The sequence below is a fragment of the Pontibacter pudoricolor genome, from assembly GCF_010092985.1.
In the GTDB taxonomy this organism is placed as follows: Bacteria; Bacteroidota; Bacteroidia; order Cytophagales; family Hymenobacteraceae; genus Pontibacter; species Pontibacter pudoricolor.
This window is the reverse complement of sequence record NZ_CP048106.1, coordinates 2,407,245-2,426,505: the sequence shown is the minus strand read 5'-3', so window position 1 is coordinate 2,426,505 and position 19,261 is coordinate 2,407,245. Positions and strand designations below refer to the sequence as shown.

Annotated in this window: 18 protein-coding genes and 1 tRNA gene; 11 read left to right on the top strand and 8 right to left on the bottom strand. The window is 45.1% G+C overall.

Annotated features, from left to right (window positions below; translation table 11 throughout):
• Positions 1-140 precede the first annotated feature (140 nt).
• A complete protein-coding gene (gene aroB, locus GSQ66_RS10415) occupies positions 141-1,178 on the top strand; it encodes a 3-dehydroquinate synthase (protein ID WP_162427413.1) in 1,038 nt (345 codons plus the stop codon).
• Positions 1,175-2,428, top strand: a complete 1,254-nt coding sequence (locus GSQ66_RS10410) for a 3-phosphoshikimate 1-carboxyvinyltransferase (protein ID WP_162427412.1) — start codon at positions 1,175-1,177, stop codon at positions 2,426-2,428. The genes aroB and GSQ66_RS10410 overlap by 4 nt, the downstream gene beginning before the upstream one ends.
• Here the strand turns inward: GSQ66_RS10410 and rhuM are convergent.
• The 7 genes from rhuM to GSQ66_RS10375 form a co-directional block, all read right to left on the bottom strand.
• Positions 2,412-3,188, bottom strand: a complete 777-nt coding sequence (gene rhuM, locus GSQ66_RS10405; RefSeq protein ID WP_238395643.1) for a Fic family protein — start codon at positions 3,186-3,188, stop codon at positions 2,412-2,414. The genes GSQ66_RS10410 and rhuM overlap by 17 nt on opposite strands.
• A 234-nt stretch (positions 3,189-3,422) precedes the next feature.
• Complete coding sequence (locus GSQ66_RS10400) at positions 3,423-4,196, bottom strand: ABC transporter substrate-binding protein (protein WP_162429012.1); 774 nt, start codon at positions 4,194-4,196, stop codon at positions 3,423-3,425.
• A 91-nt stretch (positions 4,197-4,287) separates the two neighbouring features.
• A complete protein-coding gene (locus GSQ66_RS10395; RefSeq protein WP_162427410.1) occupies positions 4,288-4,530 on the bottom strand; it encodes a hypothetical protein in 243 nt (80 codons plus the stop codon).
• A 104-nt stretch (positions 4,531-4,634) separates the two neighbouring features.
• Positions 4,635-5,705, bottom strand: coding sequence for a M42 family metallopeptidase (locus GSQ66_RS10390; protein ID WP_202923334.1), 1,071 nt, complete (start codon positions 5,703-5,705; stop codon positions 4,635-4,637).
• Between the two features lie 109 nt (positions 5,706-5,814).
• Entirely contained in the window at positions 5,815-7,374 is a 1,560-nt protein-coding gene (locus tag GSQ66_RS10385) for an acyl-CoA carboxylase subunit beta (RefSeq protein WP_162427409.1), read from the bottom strand.
• A gap of 363 nt (positions 7,375-7,737) precedes the next feature.
• Positions 7,738-10,341, bottom strand: coding sequence for an ATP-dependent Clp protease ATP-binding subunit (locus GSQ66_RS10380; protein WP_162427408.1), 2,604 nt, complete (start codon positions 10,339-10,341; stop codon positions 7,738-7,740).
• A gap of 113 nt (positions 10,342-10,454) precedes the next feature.
• On the bottom strand, positions 10,455-11,039 hold the full coding sequence (locus GSQ66_RS10375) for a WbqC family protein (protein ID WP_162427407.1): 585 nt from the start codon (positions 11,037-11,039) through the stop codon (positions 10,455-10,457).
• Between the two features lie 264 nt (positions 11,040-11,303).
• Here GSQ66_RS10375 and GSQ66_RS10370 point away from each other — a divergent pair, with 264 nt between their 5' ends.
• From GSQ66_RS10370 to GSQ66_RS10355, 4 genes are all read left to right on the top strand, one after another.
• On the top strand, positions 11,304-12,197 hold the full coding sequence (locus GSQ66_RS10370; protein WP_162427406.1) for a lysophospholipid acyltransferase family protein: 894 nt from the start codon (positions 11,304-11,306) through the stop codon (positions 12,195-12,197).
• Positions 12,198-12,325: 128 nt separating this feature from the next.
• Positions 12,326-12,592, top strand: coding sequence for an ABC transporter ATP-binding protein (locus GSQ66_RS10365; RefSeq protein ID WP_162427405.1), 267 nt, complete (start codon positions 12,326-12,328; stop codon positions 12,590-12,592).
• Complete coding sequence (locus GSQ66_RS19245; RefSeq protein WP_162429010.1) at positions 12,549-12,953, top strand: ABC transporter ATP-binding protein; 405 nt, start codon at positions 12,549-12,551, stop codon at positions 12,951-12,953. The genes GSQ66_RS10365 and GSQ66_RS19245 overlap by 44 nt, the downstream gene beginning before the upstream one ends.
• Positions 12,947-14,044, top strand: coding sequence for a hypothetical protein (locus tag GSQ66_RS10355; protein WP_162427404.1), 1,098 nt, complete (start codon positions 12,947-12,949; stop codon positions 14,042-14,044). Before GSQ66_RS19245 ends, GSQ66_RS10355 begins: the two co-directional genes overlap by 7 nt.
• Positions 14,045-14,116: 72 nt before the next feature.
• Here the strand turns inward: GSQ66_RS10355 and GSQ66_RS10350 are convergent, their stop codons facing one another.
• On the bottom strand, positions 14,117-14,743 hold the full coding sequence (locus tag GSQ66_RS10350) for an L-threonylcarbamoyladenylate synthase (protein WP_162427403.1): 627 nt from the start codon (positions 14,741-14,743) through the stop codon (positions 14,117-14,119).
• A gap of 252 nt (positions 14,744-14,995) precedes the next feature.
• On the opposite strand from GSQ66_RS10350, the gene mltG reads away from it, so the two are divergent.
• The 5 genes from mltG (at position 14,996) to GSQ66_RS10325 (ending at position 19,225) form a co-directional block, all read left to right on the top strand.
• Positions 14,996-16,066: an endolytic transglycosylase MltG gene (mltG, locus tag GSQ66_RS10345; RefSeq protein ID WP_162427402.1), complete on the top strand. Its 1,071-nt coding sequence runs from the start codon at positions 14,996-14,998 to the stop codon at positions 16,064-16,066.
• 113 nt (positions 16,067-16,179) lie between these two features.
• On the top strand, positions 16,180-16,593 hold the full coding sequence (locus GSQ66_RS10340) for an acyl-CoA thioesterase (RefSeq protein ID WP_162427401.1): 414 nt from the start codon (positions 16,180-16,182) through the stop codon (positions 16,591-16,593).
• Positions 16,590-17,552: a YihY/virulence factor BrkB family protein gene (locus tag GSQ66_RS10335; protein WP_162427400.1), complete on the top strand. Its 963-nt coding sequence runs from the start codon at positions 16,590-16,592 to the stop codon at positions 17,550-17,552. The genes GSQ66_RS10340 and GSQ66_RS10335 overlap by 4 nt, the downstream gene beginning before the upstream one ends.
• A gap of 139 nt (positions 17,553-17,691) precedes the next feature.
• A tRNA-Ser gene (locus GSQ66_RS10330) sits at positions 17,692-17,776 on the top strand.
• A 378-nt stretch (positions 17,777-18,154) separates the two neighbouring features.
• Positions 18,155-19,225 carry a site-specific integrase gene (locus GSQ66_RS10325; protein ID WP_238395641.1) on the top strand — a complete coding sequence of 357 codons (1,071 nt, stop codon included), beginning with the start codon at positions 18,155-18,157 and terminating at the stop codon, positions 19,223-19,225.
• Positions 19,226-19,261 lie beyond the last annotated feature (36 nt).

The window sequence follows — 19,261 nt, the reverse complement described above, 5'->3', positions numbered from 1 at the left end:
GAGCGTTAGTAAAGGATAAGTTACAAAGTTGTTCTATTGCACCTTTATACTCTCTTTTTGTGCGATCGTGTGGTTATTATCCTAACTATAAAAATTCCTAAACTCTTTAACTCTTAAACTCTATAACCCCTAAACTAAATTTGACTGAAACGATAACTATAGGCTCCGATGCACTGCAGCTGTTGAAAGAGCTGTTGTTGAACCGTGCATTCAGTAGAGTTGCGGTGCTGGTAGATGAAAATACACTGGCGCACTGCTACCCGTTGGTTAAACCATATTTGCCGGAGCATCATCTTATTCAGATACAAAGCGGCGAAATACACAAAACCCTGCAAACCTGCGAGTACATCTGGCAACGCATGACGGAACTGAACCTGGACCGCTGGTCGGTGCTGGTAAATTTGGGCGGCGGCGTGATAGGGGACATGGGTGGTTTTTGCGCAGCTTTATTTAAGCGCGGGCTGTATTTTGTGCAGGTGCCAACTACCTTACTGGCGCAGGTTGATGCCAGCGTTGGTGGCAAAACCGGTGTCGATTTCCATGGACTTAAAAATCATATCGGGGTTTATAAAGAACCAGTTGCCGTATTTATTAACCCTGGGTTTCTGCAAACTCTGCCGCAGCGCGAAATCAAATCAGGGTACGCTGAGATTATTAAACACTGGCTTATTGCTGATGGGGAAATGTTTGAAGCACAGCGCCACATCGGGCTTTTTACAGAGAACTGGGAAGACCTTATTAGGCATTCGGTAGCTATAAAATCCGCTGTTGTTGAAGCTGATCCGTTAGAGGCCGGTTACCGAAAAGTGCTGAACTTCGGCCACACGGTAGGGCACGCTGTAGAAAGCTTCCTGATGGAGAAACCGGGTCGCGAGTTACTGCACGGTGAAGCCATTGCTATCGGAATGCTCTGCGAAGCATTCCTGTCCGTAAAAAAGGAGCTGCTTCCGAAAGAGTCCCTCGACAAGATCGAAACTTTCCTGATTTCGGTGTACGAAAAGGTGCCGTTTAGCGAAGACGAGATTCAGACTATAAGCCGTTTCGCGTTGCAGGATAAAAAGAATACCGGCGCAACTATAAACTGTACCCTGCTGCACCGTATAGGGAGTGCAGTATACGACCAACCCGTTACCTTACCCGAAATACAGGAAGCACTGCGCTATTACTCCTTACTATGATACAAACTGTTACGCTCTCTCACCCGACAGGTGTACTTTCCGGAACTATAAACCTGCCCGCTTCCAAAAGCGAAGCTAACCGTGCGTTGATTATAGCAGCGCTGGCCGGCGGCAACTCTGATATTCAAAACTTATCTGAAGCCAACGATACCCAACTGCTGCAGCGTCTGCTCAAAAGTGATGCTGCAACTATAGATGCGGAAGATGCCGGAACTGTAATGCGTTTTCTGACGGCTTATTATGCAGTAACAGGCCAGCAAAAAACGCTGACAGGAACTGAACGCATGTGCCAGCGGCCCATAAAAATTCTGGTAGAGGCCCTGCGCGAGTTAGGAGCAACTATAGATTACTTACAGGAGGAAGGTTATCCGCCACTCAGGATCAAAGGGTTTAAAGGGACTGGCAGTAATCAACTTAAAGTGCGCAGCGATATCAGTAGCCAGTATATTTCTGCCTTGCTGATGATTGCACCATTACTGCCGGATGGGTTGATACTGGAACTGGAAGGCAAAATCGGAAGCCGGCCTTATATTGAGATGACACTTTCGCTGATGCAGCATTTTGGCGTATCGGCCACTTTTGAGGGGAATACTATAGCTGTACCTAACCAGAACTATAAACCTGCCACCTTTGCTGTTGAACCCGATTGGTCAGCGGCCAGTTATTGGTATAGTATGGTGGGGCTTGCCAAAGAAGCAGATATTACGCTGCCTGGACTTAAAGAAGATTCCTTTCAAGGCGACAGGGCTATAGTTGATATGATGAGCCGGCTGGGTGTTTACACCGAATTTACAGTTGAAGGTATCAGGCTTACAAAGAAACACTGCGAGAAAAAAGTGGCTTTCGACTTTACCAACTGCCCGGATCTTGCCCAGACTATAGTTGCGTTATGTGCAGCCTTAGGTGTAACGCTGGAAATGACTGGCCTAGAAAGTCTGCGGATAAAAGAAACTGACCGCATTCAAGCGCTTCAGATCGAGGTGCTGAGTATGGGTGCATCGCTGGATGAAATGACACCCGGCGTTTTCCGGATGGAGCCGGCTATTCTCACTAAGCGTGAGCTCACTTTCAGGACGTATCAGGACCACCGTATGGCCATGGCTTTTGCGCCAATTGCCCTGCTGGAACCCGTTCAGATTCAGGAGCCCAGCGTAGTTCGTAAATCCTATCCGCGTTTTTGGGAAGACCTGGCGAAGGTGGGGTTTGAGGTAATCACTAAAGAGGGAGGAAAGATTAATTCTGCTGATTAATTAGATTTACAATTACTTTTACCATAGTATCTTTTTCCAGCGGGTTACTTTCTGCAATAAGTAATGTTAACGCGACAAGTGCATTATCAGCTATACGCTTATGCCTATAAGCATCATATAGCTGGCCGTTCTCTTCCATAAACCAGACAAAAAGAAAAGCGGCTATACGCTTGTTTCCATCTGAAAAAGAGTGGTTTTTAACAACGAAATATAACAGGTTAGCAGCCTTTTCTTCCAGAGAAGGGTATAGTTCCTGGCCTCCGAATGTCTGGTAAATTGTACTAAGAGAGCTCTGAAAGCTTTCATCTTTTTCACGACCAAAAAGCTCAGAACTACCGAACTTTTCTTTAAGTGTTTGAATGGCAGCTATTGCACTTCCATACGTAATTCTGAAAAGTTCTTTCTTGTGTGTTCCTTTAATGGTAAGTCGCTGGTGGTCATAGTCATCTAAGATATCCAGCGCATAGGTGTAGTCACTTATAACCTGGAGTAAACCAGTGCTCTCATCACTGTTAAGTTCTTTCCGCTGTATTACATTCTGCAGTAGCTTTACTGTCTGTTTAAGGTCTGTATACTTTTGGGCCTGCTCTTTCAGGCGTTTCTCGTTGAGGGTATAGCCTTCAACTAAGTGCTTACGGAGCACATTGGTTGCCCAGATTCTGAATTGTGTACCCTGTTTGGAATTTACTCTATAACCTACAGATATAATAACGTCCAGATTATAAAAAGCTACAGGTTTATCTGAATTTGGAATGTGCATTTTTTGCACATTGCTATTTTCATCTAATTCTCCGGAGACAAAGATATTTTTTAAATGCTTTGATATAACTGATCTTTCCCTTTGAAAAAGATCGGAAAGCTGCTGCTGTGTCAGCCACAAAGTTTCCTGTTGTAGCTTAACATCTATAGTTGTTTGTCCTGATTCTGTTTCATAAATAAATATTTCGCCAATGCTACTTCCTTCCTGCATATTTTGTAAATCTTATAACCTAAGTTAATAATTCCTCACTTCCTCAATTACTCCCTGCAAATACTCCGGAGCTTGCACTAACCTGCTGCCATACCAACTGAACATCTCGCCATCTACCACTTTTATAGTTGCCTTCGGGCATAATTCCTGAAACTCGGAGATGTGTTTTTGCTTGAATGGATAAGGCTCGGAAGAAAGAAGTATAAGCTGCGGATTGGCTTGTTGTAATTGTTCTGCTGAGATCTCAGGGTAACGTTCCAGTTCAGCAAAGGCATTTATAAAACCGCAATGTTGTAAAATGTTATCTATAAAATTGTTACCACCCACCGCCATATAAGGGTTTCGCCAAATGAAGTAGGCCGTTTCTATAGTTTGTTTCGCTGGCGGATACAGTTGTTCAAATCCCGATCTTATAGTTTGGGTCAGCTGATGTGCTATAGTTTCTGCTCCTGTTATTTCACCAATCAGCTGCATCATTTCCAGCGAATCTTCCAGCGTATAAATGTCGCTCATCCAAACCGGGTACTTCTGCTGTAACTGCTCTATCCCTTCTTTATAGTTTTCCTCCTTATTCCCGATGATCAAATCCGGCTGGAGCTGCTCAATCACATCGAATTTAAAATTCTTGGTGCCGCCAACTATAGTTTTATCTTTTACCTGCTCCTTCGGGTGGATACAGAATTTAGTAACGCCAACTATACGGTCGGCCAGGCCTAAATCAAATAGCAGTTCGGTTTGAGATGGCACCAATGAAACTATACGCTGCGGAAATTGCGGCAGCGTAAGCTGGTGGCCCATCTGGTCGGTAAAAGTCAAGGATTAATGAATAGTGAGTAGTGATGAATGAATAATAAGGAACTCCCCATTTGCCTCGCAGAGCTGTGAGCAATTACGGCTTAGCAAAATATAAGCGTTTCCATTCGTGGTAGCCAAATCCAGGAACCATGGCTTTTATAGTTGACGGAAGACTTAATCCCACTTGTTTGCGACGCATGTTTATAGCTATCAGGTTAAGTACTATCGTGTTAATTGCAAATACCCACGGAAAAGGAGCATCTTTACGAACGATGACAGTAACCATAAGAGCCAGCCAGGGAAGCCAGAACAGGAGCCAGAATTGATAGCGTTTCATAGGGTGCGATGTTTATACTATTAAGTTACACTATTCTGCCTGAAAACAAAAAAGTCTCTTAAACACTTCTGCTTAAGAGACTTTCTGAGATGTAACTATAGCTGCTATTTCAGGTAACGGAAATCCTGCTTGTCTTCTATTTTCAGAATTGTTTCGTAGATCAGTTTGATCACGTTTTCTACGTCATCCTTGTGCACGGTTTCAACAGTTGTGTGCATGTACTTCAGAGCAAGCGAAATCAGAGCAGAGGCTACCCCGGAATTAGAATAAGCAAATGCATCGGTATCGGTGCCGGTTGCCCGTGAAACAGCTGAACGCTGGAACGGAATCTCTTTCTCCTGCGCCGTATTGATGATCAGGTCGCGCAGGTTGTTCTGCACGGCCGGGCCATACGCTATCACCGGGCCTTTACCGCAATGAATATCGCCGCTGGTTTTTTTCTCGTACATCGGCGACTGCGTGTCGTGGGTTACATCGGTAATGATCGCAACATCCGGGTTTATGCGGTGGGCGATCATCTCAGCGCCACGTAAGCCAATCTCTTCCTGCACGGCATTAACAATGTATAAGCCAAAAGGCAGCTTGTGCTTGCGCTCATGTATCAGGCGGGCCACTTCAGCGATCATAAAACCACCTACACGGTTATCCAGTGCACGCCCAACGTAGAATTTCTCGTTCATTACCGTGAACTCGTCCTCGAAAGTAGCTACGCAGCCTACGTGTATGCCCATCTTCTCAACCTCCTCGCGATTGCTTGCGCCACAGTCTAAAAACACGGTTTCTATAGTTGGGGCTTTGTCCTGCTCTACTTTACGAACGTGTATGGCCGGCCACCCGAATACTGCTTTAACGATACCTTTGGCCGTATAAATATTTACTCTTTTTGAAGGTGCGATCAGGGCATCAGAACCACCGTTGCGTTTCAGGTAAATGTAGCCTTCCGGCGTTATATAGTTCACAAACCAGCTGATCTCATCGGCATGTGCTTCTATTACTACTTTATACTCTGCTTCAGGATTGATAACACCCACTACGGTGCCGTAAGTATCTACAAAGTAATCGTCGATGTATGGTTTAATGTATTCCAGCCATAGTTTCTGCCCTTCCGACTCAAAACCAGTAGGAGAGGAGTTGTTCAGGTATTTCTGCAGGAAGTCGAAAGATTCTTGTCTCATGCTTGGAGTAATTATGAAATCTAAATTATGAGTTATGAATTACCAGTTTTAGAAAGTGTAAAATATACATACGTATCATTCATAATTCCTAATTCTTAATTCATAATTATTAAAGTGGAATATTACCGTGCTTTTTGCGTGGCAATGTTACAGCCTTGTTTTCCAGCATCTTAAATGCTTTTATAAGCTTGGCTCTGGTCTCTGAAGGAAGTATAACTTCGTCTATAAAACCACGGTGCGCAGCACGGTATGGCGTTGCAAATTTCTCTTTGTATTCCTGTACTTTTTCAGCAAGTTTAGCAGCAGGGTCTTCGGCTTCCGCAATTTCGCGTTTGAAGATGATCTCAGCAGCACCCTGGGCACCCATTACAGCAATTTCAGCTGTTGGCCATGCGTAGTTCATGTCGGCGCCAATGTGCTTGGAGTTCATTACATCGTAAGCGCCACCGTAGGCTTTGCGGGTAATAACCGTAATGCGCGGAACAGTAGCTTCGCAGAAAGCATAAAGCAACTTGGCACCATTGGTAATAATTCCGCGCCACTCCTGATCAGTGCCCGGCAGGAAGCCCGGAACATCTTCCAGCACTAAGAGCGGAACGTTAAAGCAATCGCAGAAACGAACGAAACGGGCAGCTTTGGTGCTGGCGTTAATATCCAGTACACCGGCAAGTACAGCAGGCTGGTTACCAACTATACCAATGCTGCGGCCACCCAATCGGGCGAATCCAACAACTATGTTATCGCCAAAATTCTTGTGTACTTCAAAGAACGAATCTGCGTCGATGATGCCTTCAATTACCTCACGAATGTCATAAGGCTGGTTAGGGTTTTCCGGAACTATAGTATCGAGCACAGGACGTGTTTCGTCACCAGTAGACTCGTACGGCAGGGCAGGAGGTAACTCTTCGCAGTTCTGCGGAATATAGCTCAATAGCTTTTTGATGTGGTTGATACACTCTACTTCGTTAGCGCAGGAGAAGTGCGTTACACCGCTTTTGGTGCTGTGCGTACTGGCACCGCCCAGTTCTTCAGACGTTACGTTTTCATGCGTTACTGTCTTCACCACGTTTGGCCCGGTCACGAACATGTACGAGGTGTCTTCCACCATCATAATAAAGTCGGTGATAGCAGGAGAGTAAACCGCGCCACCAGCGCATGGGCCCATAATAGCAGATATCTGGGGAATAACGCCGGAAGCCAGCGTATTACGGTAGAAAATATCAGCATAACCACCCAACGATACCACACCTTCCTGGATACGAGCCCCACCAGAGTCGTTCAGGCCGATAACCGGAGCACCATTCTTCATAGCCAGCTCCATGATCTTAACGATCTTCTCGGCATGGGTTTCAGAAAGAGATCCACCCAGCACGGTAAAATCCTGAGAGAAAACATATACCAAACGACCGTGCACTGTACCATAACCAGTAACTACACCATCACCCAGGTAATATTGTTTGTCCAAGCCGAAGTCTTTGGAGCGGTGCATTACAAACTTGCCGATCTCCTCAAAAGAGCCTTCGTCCATCAGTAAATGGATACGTTCGCGTGCAGTTAGTTTCCCTTTTTTATGTTGTGCATCTATTCGGTCTTGTCCGCCACCAAGTAATGCTTCCGCGTTTTTGCGCTCCAGCGTTTCCAGTTGGGACTCTCTGATTTCTCCAGCCATGTAAATTGTAGTATAACTAATTTATAATGTTCAGTCTATCTGTTCCCCAAATTTAAAAACTATAGTTCGATTTCGGGTATAGTTCTATACTTTTTTGGATATATAGATGCAGTATATGCTATAGTTGTCTTGCTCAGTACTTTTAACAATTAGATGCCTGCCCTCGCTCGTGTCCCGCGAGTGTGAGCTACCTGCGGACTCCGGCCGCATTAATAGGTAAAGCAAAACTATAGTTTCAGAATGTGGCGGGGCGCCACCAGTAACTCACACTCGCGGGACGCGAGCGAGGGCGCAATCTCTAAACCTAATGCAAAACAAAAAGGCCACCCGATTTGGATGGCCTTTCTTTATAGTTTAAGAAACTTATTCCTTCGACTTATCGCCGTCAGTAGACTTTGTTGGCTCTTTATCTTCGTCTATTTCATCAGAAGCTAAATTGCTTTTTGCCTTTTTGCTACTTTTCTTCGATGTGAAAGTAAGTTGTTCCTTGCCTTCTTCGTGGTCAACCATGATCACATCTCCCTGGTTTACTTCGGCTTTCAGTATCTCTTCCGCAATCGGGTCTTCGATATATTTCTGAATAGCACGGTTAAGCGGACGGGCACCATACTTCGGATCGTAGCCTTTTTCAGCTACAAAGTCCTTGGCTTTAGCTGTAAGTTCGATCTTGTAACCTAAGGCCTCAACACGCTTAAACAGCTTGCCAAGCGATAGCTCAATGATCTTGTGCATATCCTCACGACCAAGTGAGTTGAACACGATCACGTCATCCAAGCGGTTCAGGAACTCAGGCGAGAAGGTCTTCTTCAAGGCACTGGCTATAGTTCCTTTCATGATCTCATCCACGTTGTCCTGCTTCGTCTTCGACATGAAACCGATACCGGCACCAAAGTCCTGAAGATCGCGGGCACCAATGTTAGAGGTCATGATGATGATCGTGTTACGGAAGTCTACCTTACGGCCTAAACCATCCGTCAGAATACCATCGTCAAGTACCTGCAGTAACAGGTTATAAACATCAGGGTGAGCTTTCTCAATCTCATCCAGCAATACTACAGAGTATGGCTTTCTGCGGATCTTCTCGGTCAGCTGGCCACCTTCTTCGTAACCAACGTAGCCCGGAGGCGCTCCCACCAAGCGAGATACACTGAATTTCTCCATGTACTCACTCATATCTATTCTTACAAGCGAATCTTCTTTATCGAACAGGTAGGTAGCCAATACTTTTGCAAGCTCCGTTTTACCAACACCAGTCGGGCCCAGGAACACGAACGAACCAATAGGCTTTTTCGGATCTTTCAAACCAACGCGGGTACGCTGGATTGCTTTCACCAATTGCTTGATGGCTTTTTCCTGACCAATTACTTTACCGCTCAGTTCATCGGCCATGTTCAATAGCTTCTGACCTTCATTCTGTGCGATACGCTTCACTGGTATACCTGTCATCATGGCAATAACTTCTGCCACATTTTCCTCTTTTACCGTGTAACGCTTCTTCTTGGTCTCTTCTTCCCAGTTCTTTTTCGCAGTTTCAAGCTGATCGATGAGTTTTTTCTCTTTATCGCGCAGCTGTGCAGCCTCTTCGTACTTCTGGCTCTTTACAACACGGTTTTTCTCTACCTTAATGTTCTCTATCTGCTCTTCCAGCTTCAGGATATCTTCAGGCACAATAATGTTGTTGATGTGCACGCGTGCACCAGCCTCATCCAGCACGTCAATTGCCTTATCCGGAAGGAAACGGTCGCTCATGTAGCGGTCAGAAAGCTTCACGCAGGCCTCTATGGCTTTATCGGTATAGTTTACGTGGTGGTGATCCTGGTACTTGTCTTTGATGTTATTTAATATCTCAACAGTCTCCTCAGGCGTAGTCGGGTCTACCATTACAATCTGGAAACGACGGGCAAGTGCACCATCTTTCTCAATGTACTGGCGATACTCATCCAGCGTAGTTGCCCCGATGCATTGAATCTCGCCACGGGCAAGCGCAGGCTTGAACATGTTCGATGCATCCAGGGAACCAGAAGCGCCACCGGCACCAACTATAGTATGCAGCTCATCAATGAACAGGATCACATCCGGAGATTTTTCCAGCTCATTCATCACCGCTTTCATACGCTCTTCAAACTGGCCGCGGTACTTGGTGCCAGCCACTAAAGAGGCCAGATCCAGGGTTACAACGCGCTTGTTGAAAAGCACACGGCTTACCTTTTTCTGGATAATACGCAGCGCAAGGCCTTCAGCTATAGCTGTTTTACCAACGCCAGGCTCACCAATCAGGATCGGGTTGTTCTTTTTACGGCGGCTCAGTACCTGGGCCACGCGCTCGATCTCTTTCTCACGGCCAACTATAGGGTCCAGCTTATCGTCTTCGGCCAGCTTTGTTAAGTCGCGGCCAAAGTTGTCAAGTACCGGTGTGCGCGATTTCTCGCCCGGTTTTTTGCTGGTGCTACCTGATCGGGAAGAAGATGAGCTGCCAAATAATTTATCAGAATCGTCAGAGTCATCCGTATCTGACGACGCAAGTGGATTATTGCTATGATAATCCAGAGAGTCTCTTATTGCTTCGTAGTTCACGTTAAATTTCGCTAAGATTTGAGAAGAAATATTGTCCTCGTCCCGCAGGATGGACAGTAGGAGGTGCTCGGTTCCTATAATGTCACTTTTGAAGATCTTTGCCTCCAAATAAGTGATCTTGAGTACCTTCTCAGTTTGTTTTGTAAGCGGGATGCTGCCGGTAATGTTGCTGTTTTGAGAAGCAGTGTTGCGTGTAGCCTGTTCTAAAGCGTACTTCAGTTCATCTATCGAAACACCCAACTTCTTTAGCAGGGCGATGGCAGTTCCTTCTCCTTCCCGGATCATACCCAGCACCAGGTGTTCAGTGCCAATGTAATCGTGTCCGAGACGAATAGCTTCCTCACGGCTGAGTGAGATAACCTCTTTCACTCGGTTTGAGAATTTAGCTTCCATGTATAATTATTAATCTAAAAAAAGTCTAAAACAGATAATTGATTGAGGCTGACAGAATTAGCCTACTTCTAAACACGCCAGACAGCTTAAATGTTCAGCTTACTGGCCAAGCTTTATGAAAGGTAAGTAAGTGATGCCGGCCCTTGTGTAAATAATAAGTCAATTATACTTAACTCTGGTACAAATTGTTTGCCAAATACTTGCGTATAGGGTTTTACGTGCAAATTGTCAGGAATGATTTTAGGATGTATCCTGTTTCGCAGGTCCAGCACTTTTGCCGGCGCTTCTGACTGATACGAATCTGTGAAATTAAGTGGCTTATTTAACTTAAGTAATTTAAGATAAAGCCGCAACAGTTCAACGTTAAGTTCAAACAAATATTTTGGCTGGCGCTCATAAACCTGTTGCAGGTAGTCACTGTAAAATTCAAAATAGGGTGCACGGCCGTAAGCTGCCTGTATCGTTCGCCAGTGCACGTTATACCATTTCTGGCTATAGTCTATCTCAATCTCGGTTATTATGGTTTTGTCTTTGCTGTTTCCATTCAGTACCGGGATACTGAGCGGCAGTACGCCTTGTGCTGTAAGTACGTGGCAGCGGTTGCGGTAACTCTGCTTCACATAATTCTCATGCTGCTCAAGAAGCAAACCATCAGACTGAAGCACTTGCCGGAAATAAGTAACCGGCGGATTATACATAAGTTCGGTAAGTAAGATCAAATTATGAATTATGAATGGCTATTTAAAGTTGCTGTTTTCCTGGGTGCAACTGATTCCGCTAATAAAATTGAAATAATTTAAAGGAAAAAGTCTTGCCTGTACTTTGTAGGAGTAACTCCTTTTTCTATCTATAGTTTTCAACTTAAGGAAGTGAAGGTTTTATTACGACGCTTTAATTTCTAATTCATAATTTCTAATTCATAATTCTGATTAGGTTGTACCTTTACGTAGCCTTTGTGCGCTATGAGCAAAAAAAGAGAAATACCCATTTATTATTACCCGCTTGAGCTGCTGCTCAAAGGTTTATCCTTGCTTCCGCTTCCGGTTTTATACATGCTGGCAGACCTGCTGTATTTTATAGTTTACCATATAGTTGGTTACCGCAAAAAAGTAGTGCTGAATAACCTGCGCAGTTCCTTTCCTGAAAAATCAGAAGGCGAAATAAAAACGATTGCCAAAGTATTTTATAACCAGCTTACGGACGTGGTTGTAGAAATACTGAAACTGCGCTCTATGAATAAGGAAGAGATGGAACGCCGTATTGTTTTTGCAAACCAGGAGCTGCTGGATGATTTTGTAAAAAGTGGAACACCGGTAATTACGATGGGTTCGCATTCCTGCAACTGGGAATGGGTGCTATCTGCTGGAGCAGTGCAGTTCGACTTTCCGGCCGAGGGAGTTTACAAGCCGCTCAATAACCCTTACTTCGAAGACTTTATGCTGAGAACGCGGAGCAGGTTGGGCGCAAGGCTTATAAAAATGAAAGATACGTTGCGCGATTTTGCTGCTAACCGTCATGTGCCACGTGTTATAGCCATGCTCTCAGACCAGACTCCGTTAAGAAGCGAAATTACCTTCTGGACAACTTTCCTGAACCAGGATACACCTTTTTATGAGGGAGCCGAAAAGCTTGCCAAAAAATTTAAATACCCTGTTATGTTCCTGGATATAAAGCGAACACGACGTGGATTTTATACCTTAACGTTTGAACTGATTTCGGACGGCACTTCTGATGCAGTTCCGGTCACAGAGATTTTCGCACAAAAGCTGGAAGCTGCCATTCGTCGCGCCCCTGCCAATTACCTCTGGACCCACAAACGCTGGAAACACAGGCGGCCAGAAGCGGCTGCTAGTTAAAGAGTTTGGGAGTTTAGGAGTTAGAAAGTCTGGAGGTTAGAAAGTTGATTTTGTTTATACTAAACAGATCTCAACTATAGTTTTCAATTTTAAATACTCTTAAACTCTTAAACTCCCAAACTCCTTCGATGCTTCGGTTCAAGAACTATAGTAAGAAATTCGGAAGTAAGACGGTGCTTGCTATACCTGATCTTACCCTGGAGAAAGGCTTGTACTGGCTGAAAGGTGAGAATGGCAGCGGCAAGACAACCTTACTCAAATCCGTTGCAGGGCTTATTCCTTTTAATGCAACTATACAACTGAATGATATCAGTATAAAACAACAGCCTGTTCAGTACAGGCGGCTTGTAAATTACGCTGAAGCAGAGCCTTTACCCAGGTTTCCTAACTGGTAAAGATCTGATCCGGTTCTATACGGAAACAAAGCAGGCAGAACAGGAGCAGGTAAATCAACTTATCGATGCGTTTGATATTGGTGGTTTTATTGGCGAAAAGGTAGGAGCTTATTCCAGCGGAATGGTGAAAAAACTGTCGCTGGTATTGGCTTTTATAGGTAAATCAGATCTGGTTTTGCTCGACGAACCCTATATCACCCTCGACCAGAAAGCACTACAGGTATTGCCTGAAATTATTAGCGACTATCAACAGAAGGTCACCTCGTTTTTAATCAGTTCGCACCAGCCCTTTACTTTACTTGAGCCTTCGGTTCTTACAGTTGCCAACCAAACCGTGCTGCCAGCATCTGTATTATGCTAAGTACTTTATCGCTGCTTTTTAAAGCGTTGGTCGTGCAGTTCTACAAAGTTAATGCTGGCTTTTTCCTGTTCGTTTTCCTGGTGCTGTTTGGTATCATGGATGCGCGGGAGATCGTGCTTTTTCACGTTAGCCTGATGCAGGCTATAGTTGGAACGGTAACAAGTTTGCTGGTTGCACTGGGCGTTTGGACGCTCTACAACTATAAATGTGTCGTGTTTGTACTTAACAACCTGGATAAACCGCAGAACATTTTCCTCGTCAATCTTCAGGCTTTTTCGGCTACACAGCAATTTATGGCTTTTCTTTTTTGCCAGCTTATAGTTTACCTGCCTGTGCTGGTGTATGCTGGTTTTGCGGTGAGCATCGGGATTAAAAATGGGGAGTTGATTAAAGCTGCAACTATAGTTTTATTCCTGCTGCTGACGTGCTTTGGTAGTGCATACCTGTATTTCCGGAAAGTAAACAGCTTCCATAAAAAGAGTATGGCGTTACAGTTGCGGCTCCCTTTTTCAGATAAACTTAGCAGGCAAACGGCTCTGTTCTTAACCTATCATTTGCTGCACGAGCGCAAACTAGCCTGGGTAGTATTAAAGGTTTTCTCAGCACTTGTCTTTTACCTTGTTTTTGTAACGCACCGGGATAACTTCTCGCTGGGTTATTTCAGGTTATTGTTCCTGATGGCCACTATAGCGCACAGCATGCTGGTGTTTTATAGTTTCGAGTTTGTAGAAAAGCACATGGCTTTTACCAGGAACCTGCCACTGACACGAACCCACCGGCTGCTCTTTTACCTGTGTGCATACCTGTTTATGCTTTTACCTGAGTTTTGCTGGATGTGGGTATATGCCGATGGGCTAATGAGCTGGCCGGAAATACTGCTGACTTTTAGCGCCGGGCTCGGGCAACTGTTCCTGTTAACAGCTGTTTTATACTTGCCGGACATGAACCTGCAGCGCTTTGCCTGGTTTTCATGCCTCATCTATTTTGCTACTGCTATTTTACTTCCTTCCGGTATAACTATAGTGTTGCTATCAGAAGTTACCGTAGCGCTTTTTGTCTACTACAGAAACTATTATCAGTTAGAAAGTTAGGAAGTTAAAAAGTTACAGTGCCAAGCAGTTCTTGAAATACACTTTCTAACTTACCCTTTTCTAACTCCTAAACTATAAAAACTCTTCTATATCACCGGCGCCCTGGCGTAGTACTTCAAAATCGTTAGCAGCATCCACTACCGTTGAGGCAATGTTGTTCCCGGGGCCACCATCAATTACCATATCTACCAGGTTTCGGTATTTCTCATAGATCAGTTCAGGGTCGGTGCTGTATTCCAGCACTTCGTCTTCATCACGAATAGAAGTAGAAACTATAGGATTACCCAATTCACGTACCAGGGCCAGCGCAATATTATTATCTGGCACCCGTATGCCTACGGTTTTCTTTTTAGCGGCTGCGTATTTAGGCACATGGCTGGTTGCATGCAGAATAAATGTAAATGGCCCCGGCAATGCTTTCTTCATCACCTTATAAGTAGGGGTATCTATTTTGGCGTAATCCGAGATATGGGTAAGGTCGGAGCAGATAAAAGAGAGGTTCACTTTGTCGGGTTTTACGCCCTTTATCTGGCAAACACGCTCTATGGCGCGCGCGTTATGTATGTCGCAGCCCATACCGTAAATGGTGTCGGTTGGGTAAATGATCACGCCGCCGTTTCGCAGCACTTCTACAGCTTCACGAATTTTTTTCTCCTGAGGATTTTCCGGGTGTATCTGTAGAAAGATAGCGTTACTCATAGTTCTGGTGTTGTGTTATAGTTTAAATATTTCCCTGAATACTCGTTTAAGGCCTTAAACGTTTTGCTATAGTTTGATGCGATACTGCAAAAGCTATAGTTTGTTTTAAGCCTGCAGGCACAGTTGCGCAAATATAATTCATTCATTCGCATAGCTACTCATTCGCAATTAGCAACATAAGTGTTATTTTTGAACCTGATATAACAACAGGCGTGAAAACTATAAACCTCATTTGCGCCTTTATTACTTATTATGGCTAAGAAAGTCACTACAACCAAAAGAAAGAAAAAAGAAAAGAGTAAGGTAATACCTGCCTTGTCGGTACTGTTTGTACTGCTGTTCGTGTCCTTCTCTTATTATGCGTACCAGATCGTGTACACCACCAACGTAGACACCAAAGATCAGGATACTTATGTCTATATCCCGACCGGTGCGACATACGAGCAGGCCATGGATTCCGTGGAAGCAAGCGGCGTGATCATCGATCCGTTATCCCTGCGTTTTATGTCTAAGCTCATGGACTATGAAGAGTTGGTAAAGCCGGGCCGTTATAAGCTGGAAAGCGGCTGGGGCAACCGCCAGTTGATAGGTGTATTGCGCACCGGCCAGCAGACTCCGGTAAAACTTACCTTTACTAATGTGCGCCTGCGAAGCCAGCTTGCCGAAAAACTTGCTGCAGAAGTCGAGCCATCCGTAGAGGAGATAAATGCACTGCTGAGCGACCCGGAATACCTGGAAACCCTGGATTTCGACACGACTAATGTGGTAAGTATGTTTATCCCGAATACCTACGAAGTGTACTGGACCATTACTGCCAAAGAACTGATGGAGCGTATGAAATCGGAATACGATAAGTTCTGGACAGAGGAGCGCCTGGAGAAAGCTGAAAAGCTCAATCTGACTCAACAGCAGGTTTCTACACTGGCATCTATAGTTCAGGCTGAAACTATAAAAAACGACGAAAAGCCTCGCGTTGCCGGTGTATACCTGAACCGCCTCGAAAAAGGCATGTTGCTACAGGCTGACCCGACCGTAGTTTTTGCTGTTGGTGATTTTAATATCCGCCGTGTGCTTAACGTGCACCTGCGCCATGATTCGCCTTACAATACGTACCGTTACAAAGGCCTGCCTCCGGGCCCGATAAATGTGCCAAACATCTCGAGTATAGATGCGGTACTGAACCCGGAAAGCCACGACTATATTTATTTCTGCGCCAAAGAAGATTTTTCAGGGTATCATAGTTTCGCGGTAACAGTAGCTGAACACCAGGCCAATGCCCGCCGCTACCAGAAAGCCCTGAACGAGCGTAAGATCATGAAGTAATATTGATTGCTGGATGGCTGAATTGTTAAATTGTTGATCAGGTAAAGTACAGTTCTGGTTATGCAAACAACAGTTCAGCCATTTAACAATTTAACCATATAACTATTTAAGCAGTGTTTGAATCAGAAGTACAGATACGCGTGCGCTACGCCGAAACCGACCAGATGGGCTATGTATACTATGGCAACTATGGCGCTTATTACGAAGTAGCTCGTACCGAAGTGTTTCGCAGGCTGGGTATCCATTACAAAGAGATGGAAGCCACCGGAACTATGATGCCCGTGCTGGAGCTGAAATGCAAGTATATACGCCCGGCTAAGTACGATGATCTGCTAACCATTAAGCTGTTTGTAAAGCATAAGCCACACGGCACTCGTATAAAGTTTGAATACGAAGTGTATAACGAGGAGCAAACACTGCTGAATGTGGGTGAGACAACTATGGTGTTTGTAGATATGCAGACCGGTCGCCCAACCGCAATTCCGGAGCTGATACACCAGAAAATGGATTCGTATTTTAGCGAATGAAATATAACCAGCAATACCTGAAGCGCCGCAGGGCTTACCGTAAGTTTATCGTTTTCCTGAAAAGGTGGCGGTTTAACAACGGGCAGTCATCGGTGTACGAGGTGGCCGATGTGCTGCTGGGCGAACTGCGCCTGGACTCCATCACGAAGCGCGCCTCTTACATGGCTTTCAACTTTACGCTGGCAATTTTCCCGAGCATCATCTTCCTTTTCACGCTCATTCCCTACATACCCAGTGTGCTGCAAATGGACCTGAGCGAGAACATCCTGAATTTTATTACTGATTTTCTGCCAGCTGAAATGTATGCGGTTGCTTACGGAACTATAGAGGATATCGTGAACAAGCCACGCGGAGGCTTGCTTTCTTTCGGTTTTTTGTTTGCTCTGATACTGTCTACCAATGGCATTATGTCGCTGATGGATGCGTTTGATAAGAAATACCACACATTTTACAAGCGCACTTACGTCAGGAAACGCCTGATAGCAACTATACTTACTGTGGCGCTGTCACTGATACTTTTTACGGCGGTGGCGGCCATCTTCTTCGGGCAATGGATACTGGATGCGCTGGTGTTTTATGAAGTGGTGACCGAAAGTTACACCTATACTTTGATCGTGATCCTGAAGTATGTGGCAATCGTGTTGCTGTTCCTGCTGGCTACGTCGCTTATCTATTATTATGTTCCGGCTATCGAGGATAAATGGCCTTTCTTTTCGGCTGGGGCTGTAGTGGCAACCGGTCTGATCTTCCTGGTGTCGATGATCTTTTCGATGTACATCAGTGCTTTCGATACTTATAACAAATTCTATGGGTCCATCGGGGCGTTGATAGGTCTGATGATCTGGCTGGACTTTATTTCGATGATCCTGATACTGGGTTTCGAGATAAATGTAAGTATCGATTCGGTGACTAAACGTCTGGTGCGCCGCAAAAAGTTGGTTATCGAAAAGGCATTGTAGGGAAGAAGCCGCAGCAACTATAAAATTTTGTTCTTCTGAATCAGGTGTTTATAGTTTAAGCGGTAAAACAAGCAAAAAATATTGACGTATAGTTTTGAAAATTGAGCGCAGCACTATACTTTTGTGCACGATTAATTACAGAGAGTTGGCGGAGTGGTCGAACGCGGCGGTCTTGAAAACCGTTGACTGTAACAGGTCCGGGGGTTCGAATCCCTCACTCTCTGCTGGTAGTACTACCAAAAATGGCTAAAACCCTGCAAATCAAACATTTGCAGGGTTTTTTGCTTTTACGGGTTCATCAATTTCTTCACTTTTTCGCATGATGCAGGTGAGTAATCTGGTGAGTTCGTTGAGGTAAAATATTTACTCACCAGATATTGCTTAACTGTTTGATTGTCAGGTTGTACAGAAGGTGTACATCTTGATTACAGGTGACTGCAGGGCTACATTTGTTTAACCTATAATGTCACATGTTATGCGTATTAATTTCAGTCTCCTCTTTTATCTTAAGAAGCCAAAGCACTACCAGTCTGGCCCGATGCCCATTTATTTGCGTGTTACCGCTGCCGGCAGGCGCACCGAGCTGGTAACGGGAAGAACGTGTGATCCTGGCCGGGAGAGCTTCGGGCACAAAAGAAGCTACTAAGGCACTGAATGCTTACCTGGACTGCTTGCAGGCAAAAGTGTATGAAGCACATCATCAGCTGGTGGCTGCCGGCAAGCCTGTGACGGCGGAGAGCATCAAGAGCCTATTTTTGGGCAAGGAAGAAAAAGGCCGGATGCTGGTGGAAATCTTCCAGGAACATAACAAAAGAATAGCAGTCCTGGTGGGAGACGAATTTGCTCCCGGCACACTGGAGCGCTACACCACTTCCCTTAAGCACACCCAGGAGTTCATGAGGTGGAAATACGACGCGGATGATATTGAAGTACGGAAAGTGGACCACGCCTTTATCACGGATTACGAGTTTTACCTGCGTAGTGTGCGGAAGTGCTCGAACAATACGGCCGTAAAGTACATCAAGAACTTTGGCAAGATCATCCGCATCTGCCTGGCCAATGGGTGGATCAGCACCAATCCTTTCCTTAATTATAAAGCGAAGGTGAGAACGGTGGAACGGGTCTTTCTTTCAGAGGAAGAGCTGCAGCGAATGGCAGCGAAGGAGTTTGCCTCCGAGCGCCTTGCACAAGTGCGGGACATTTTCCTGTTTAGTTGCTTTACGGGTCTTTCCTACGTAGATGTGCAGCAGCTAAAGCGCACAGATATCATTAAGGGCATTGACGGGGAACAGTGGATTTGCAAGAACAGACAGAAAACAGATATCCCTTCCCGTATCCCCCTGCTACCCACAGCGCTCCATATTGTAAACAAATACAGGGAACACCCGCAATGTGTGTACGACGGGAAGGTATTACCGGTGCTGAGCAACCAGAAAATGAATGCCTACCTCAAAGAGATCGGTGAGCTGTGCAGTATTCGGAAGCCGTTGACTTTCCATACGGCACGCCACACGTTTGCCACGACTGTTACCTTACTCAATGGGGTACCAATGGAAAGCGTGTCGAAAATGCTGGGACATACCAACCTGAGAACCACTCAGCATTATGCTAAGATATTGGATGTAAAGGTAGGGGAGGACATGCGGAGGCTTCGGGAAAGATTAAAGCCATAATCATGATGTCACAATTCAGAGGAGCTAGTTATGTAT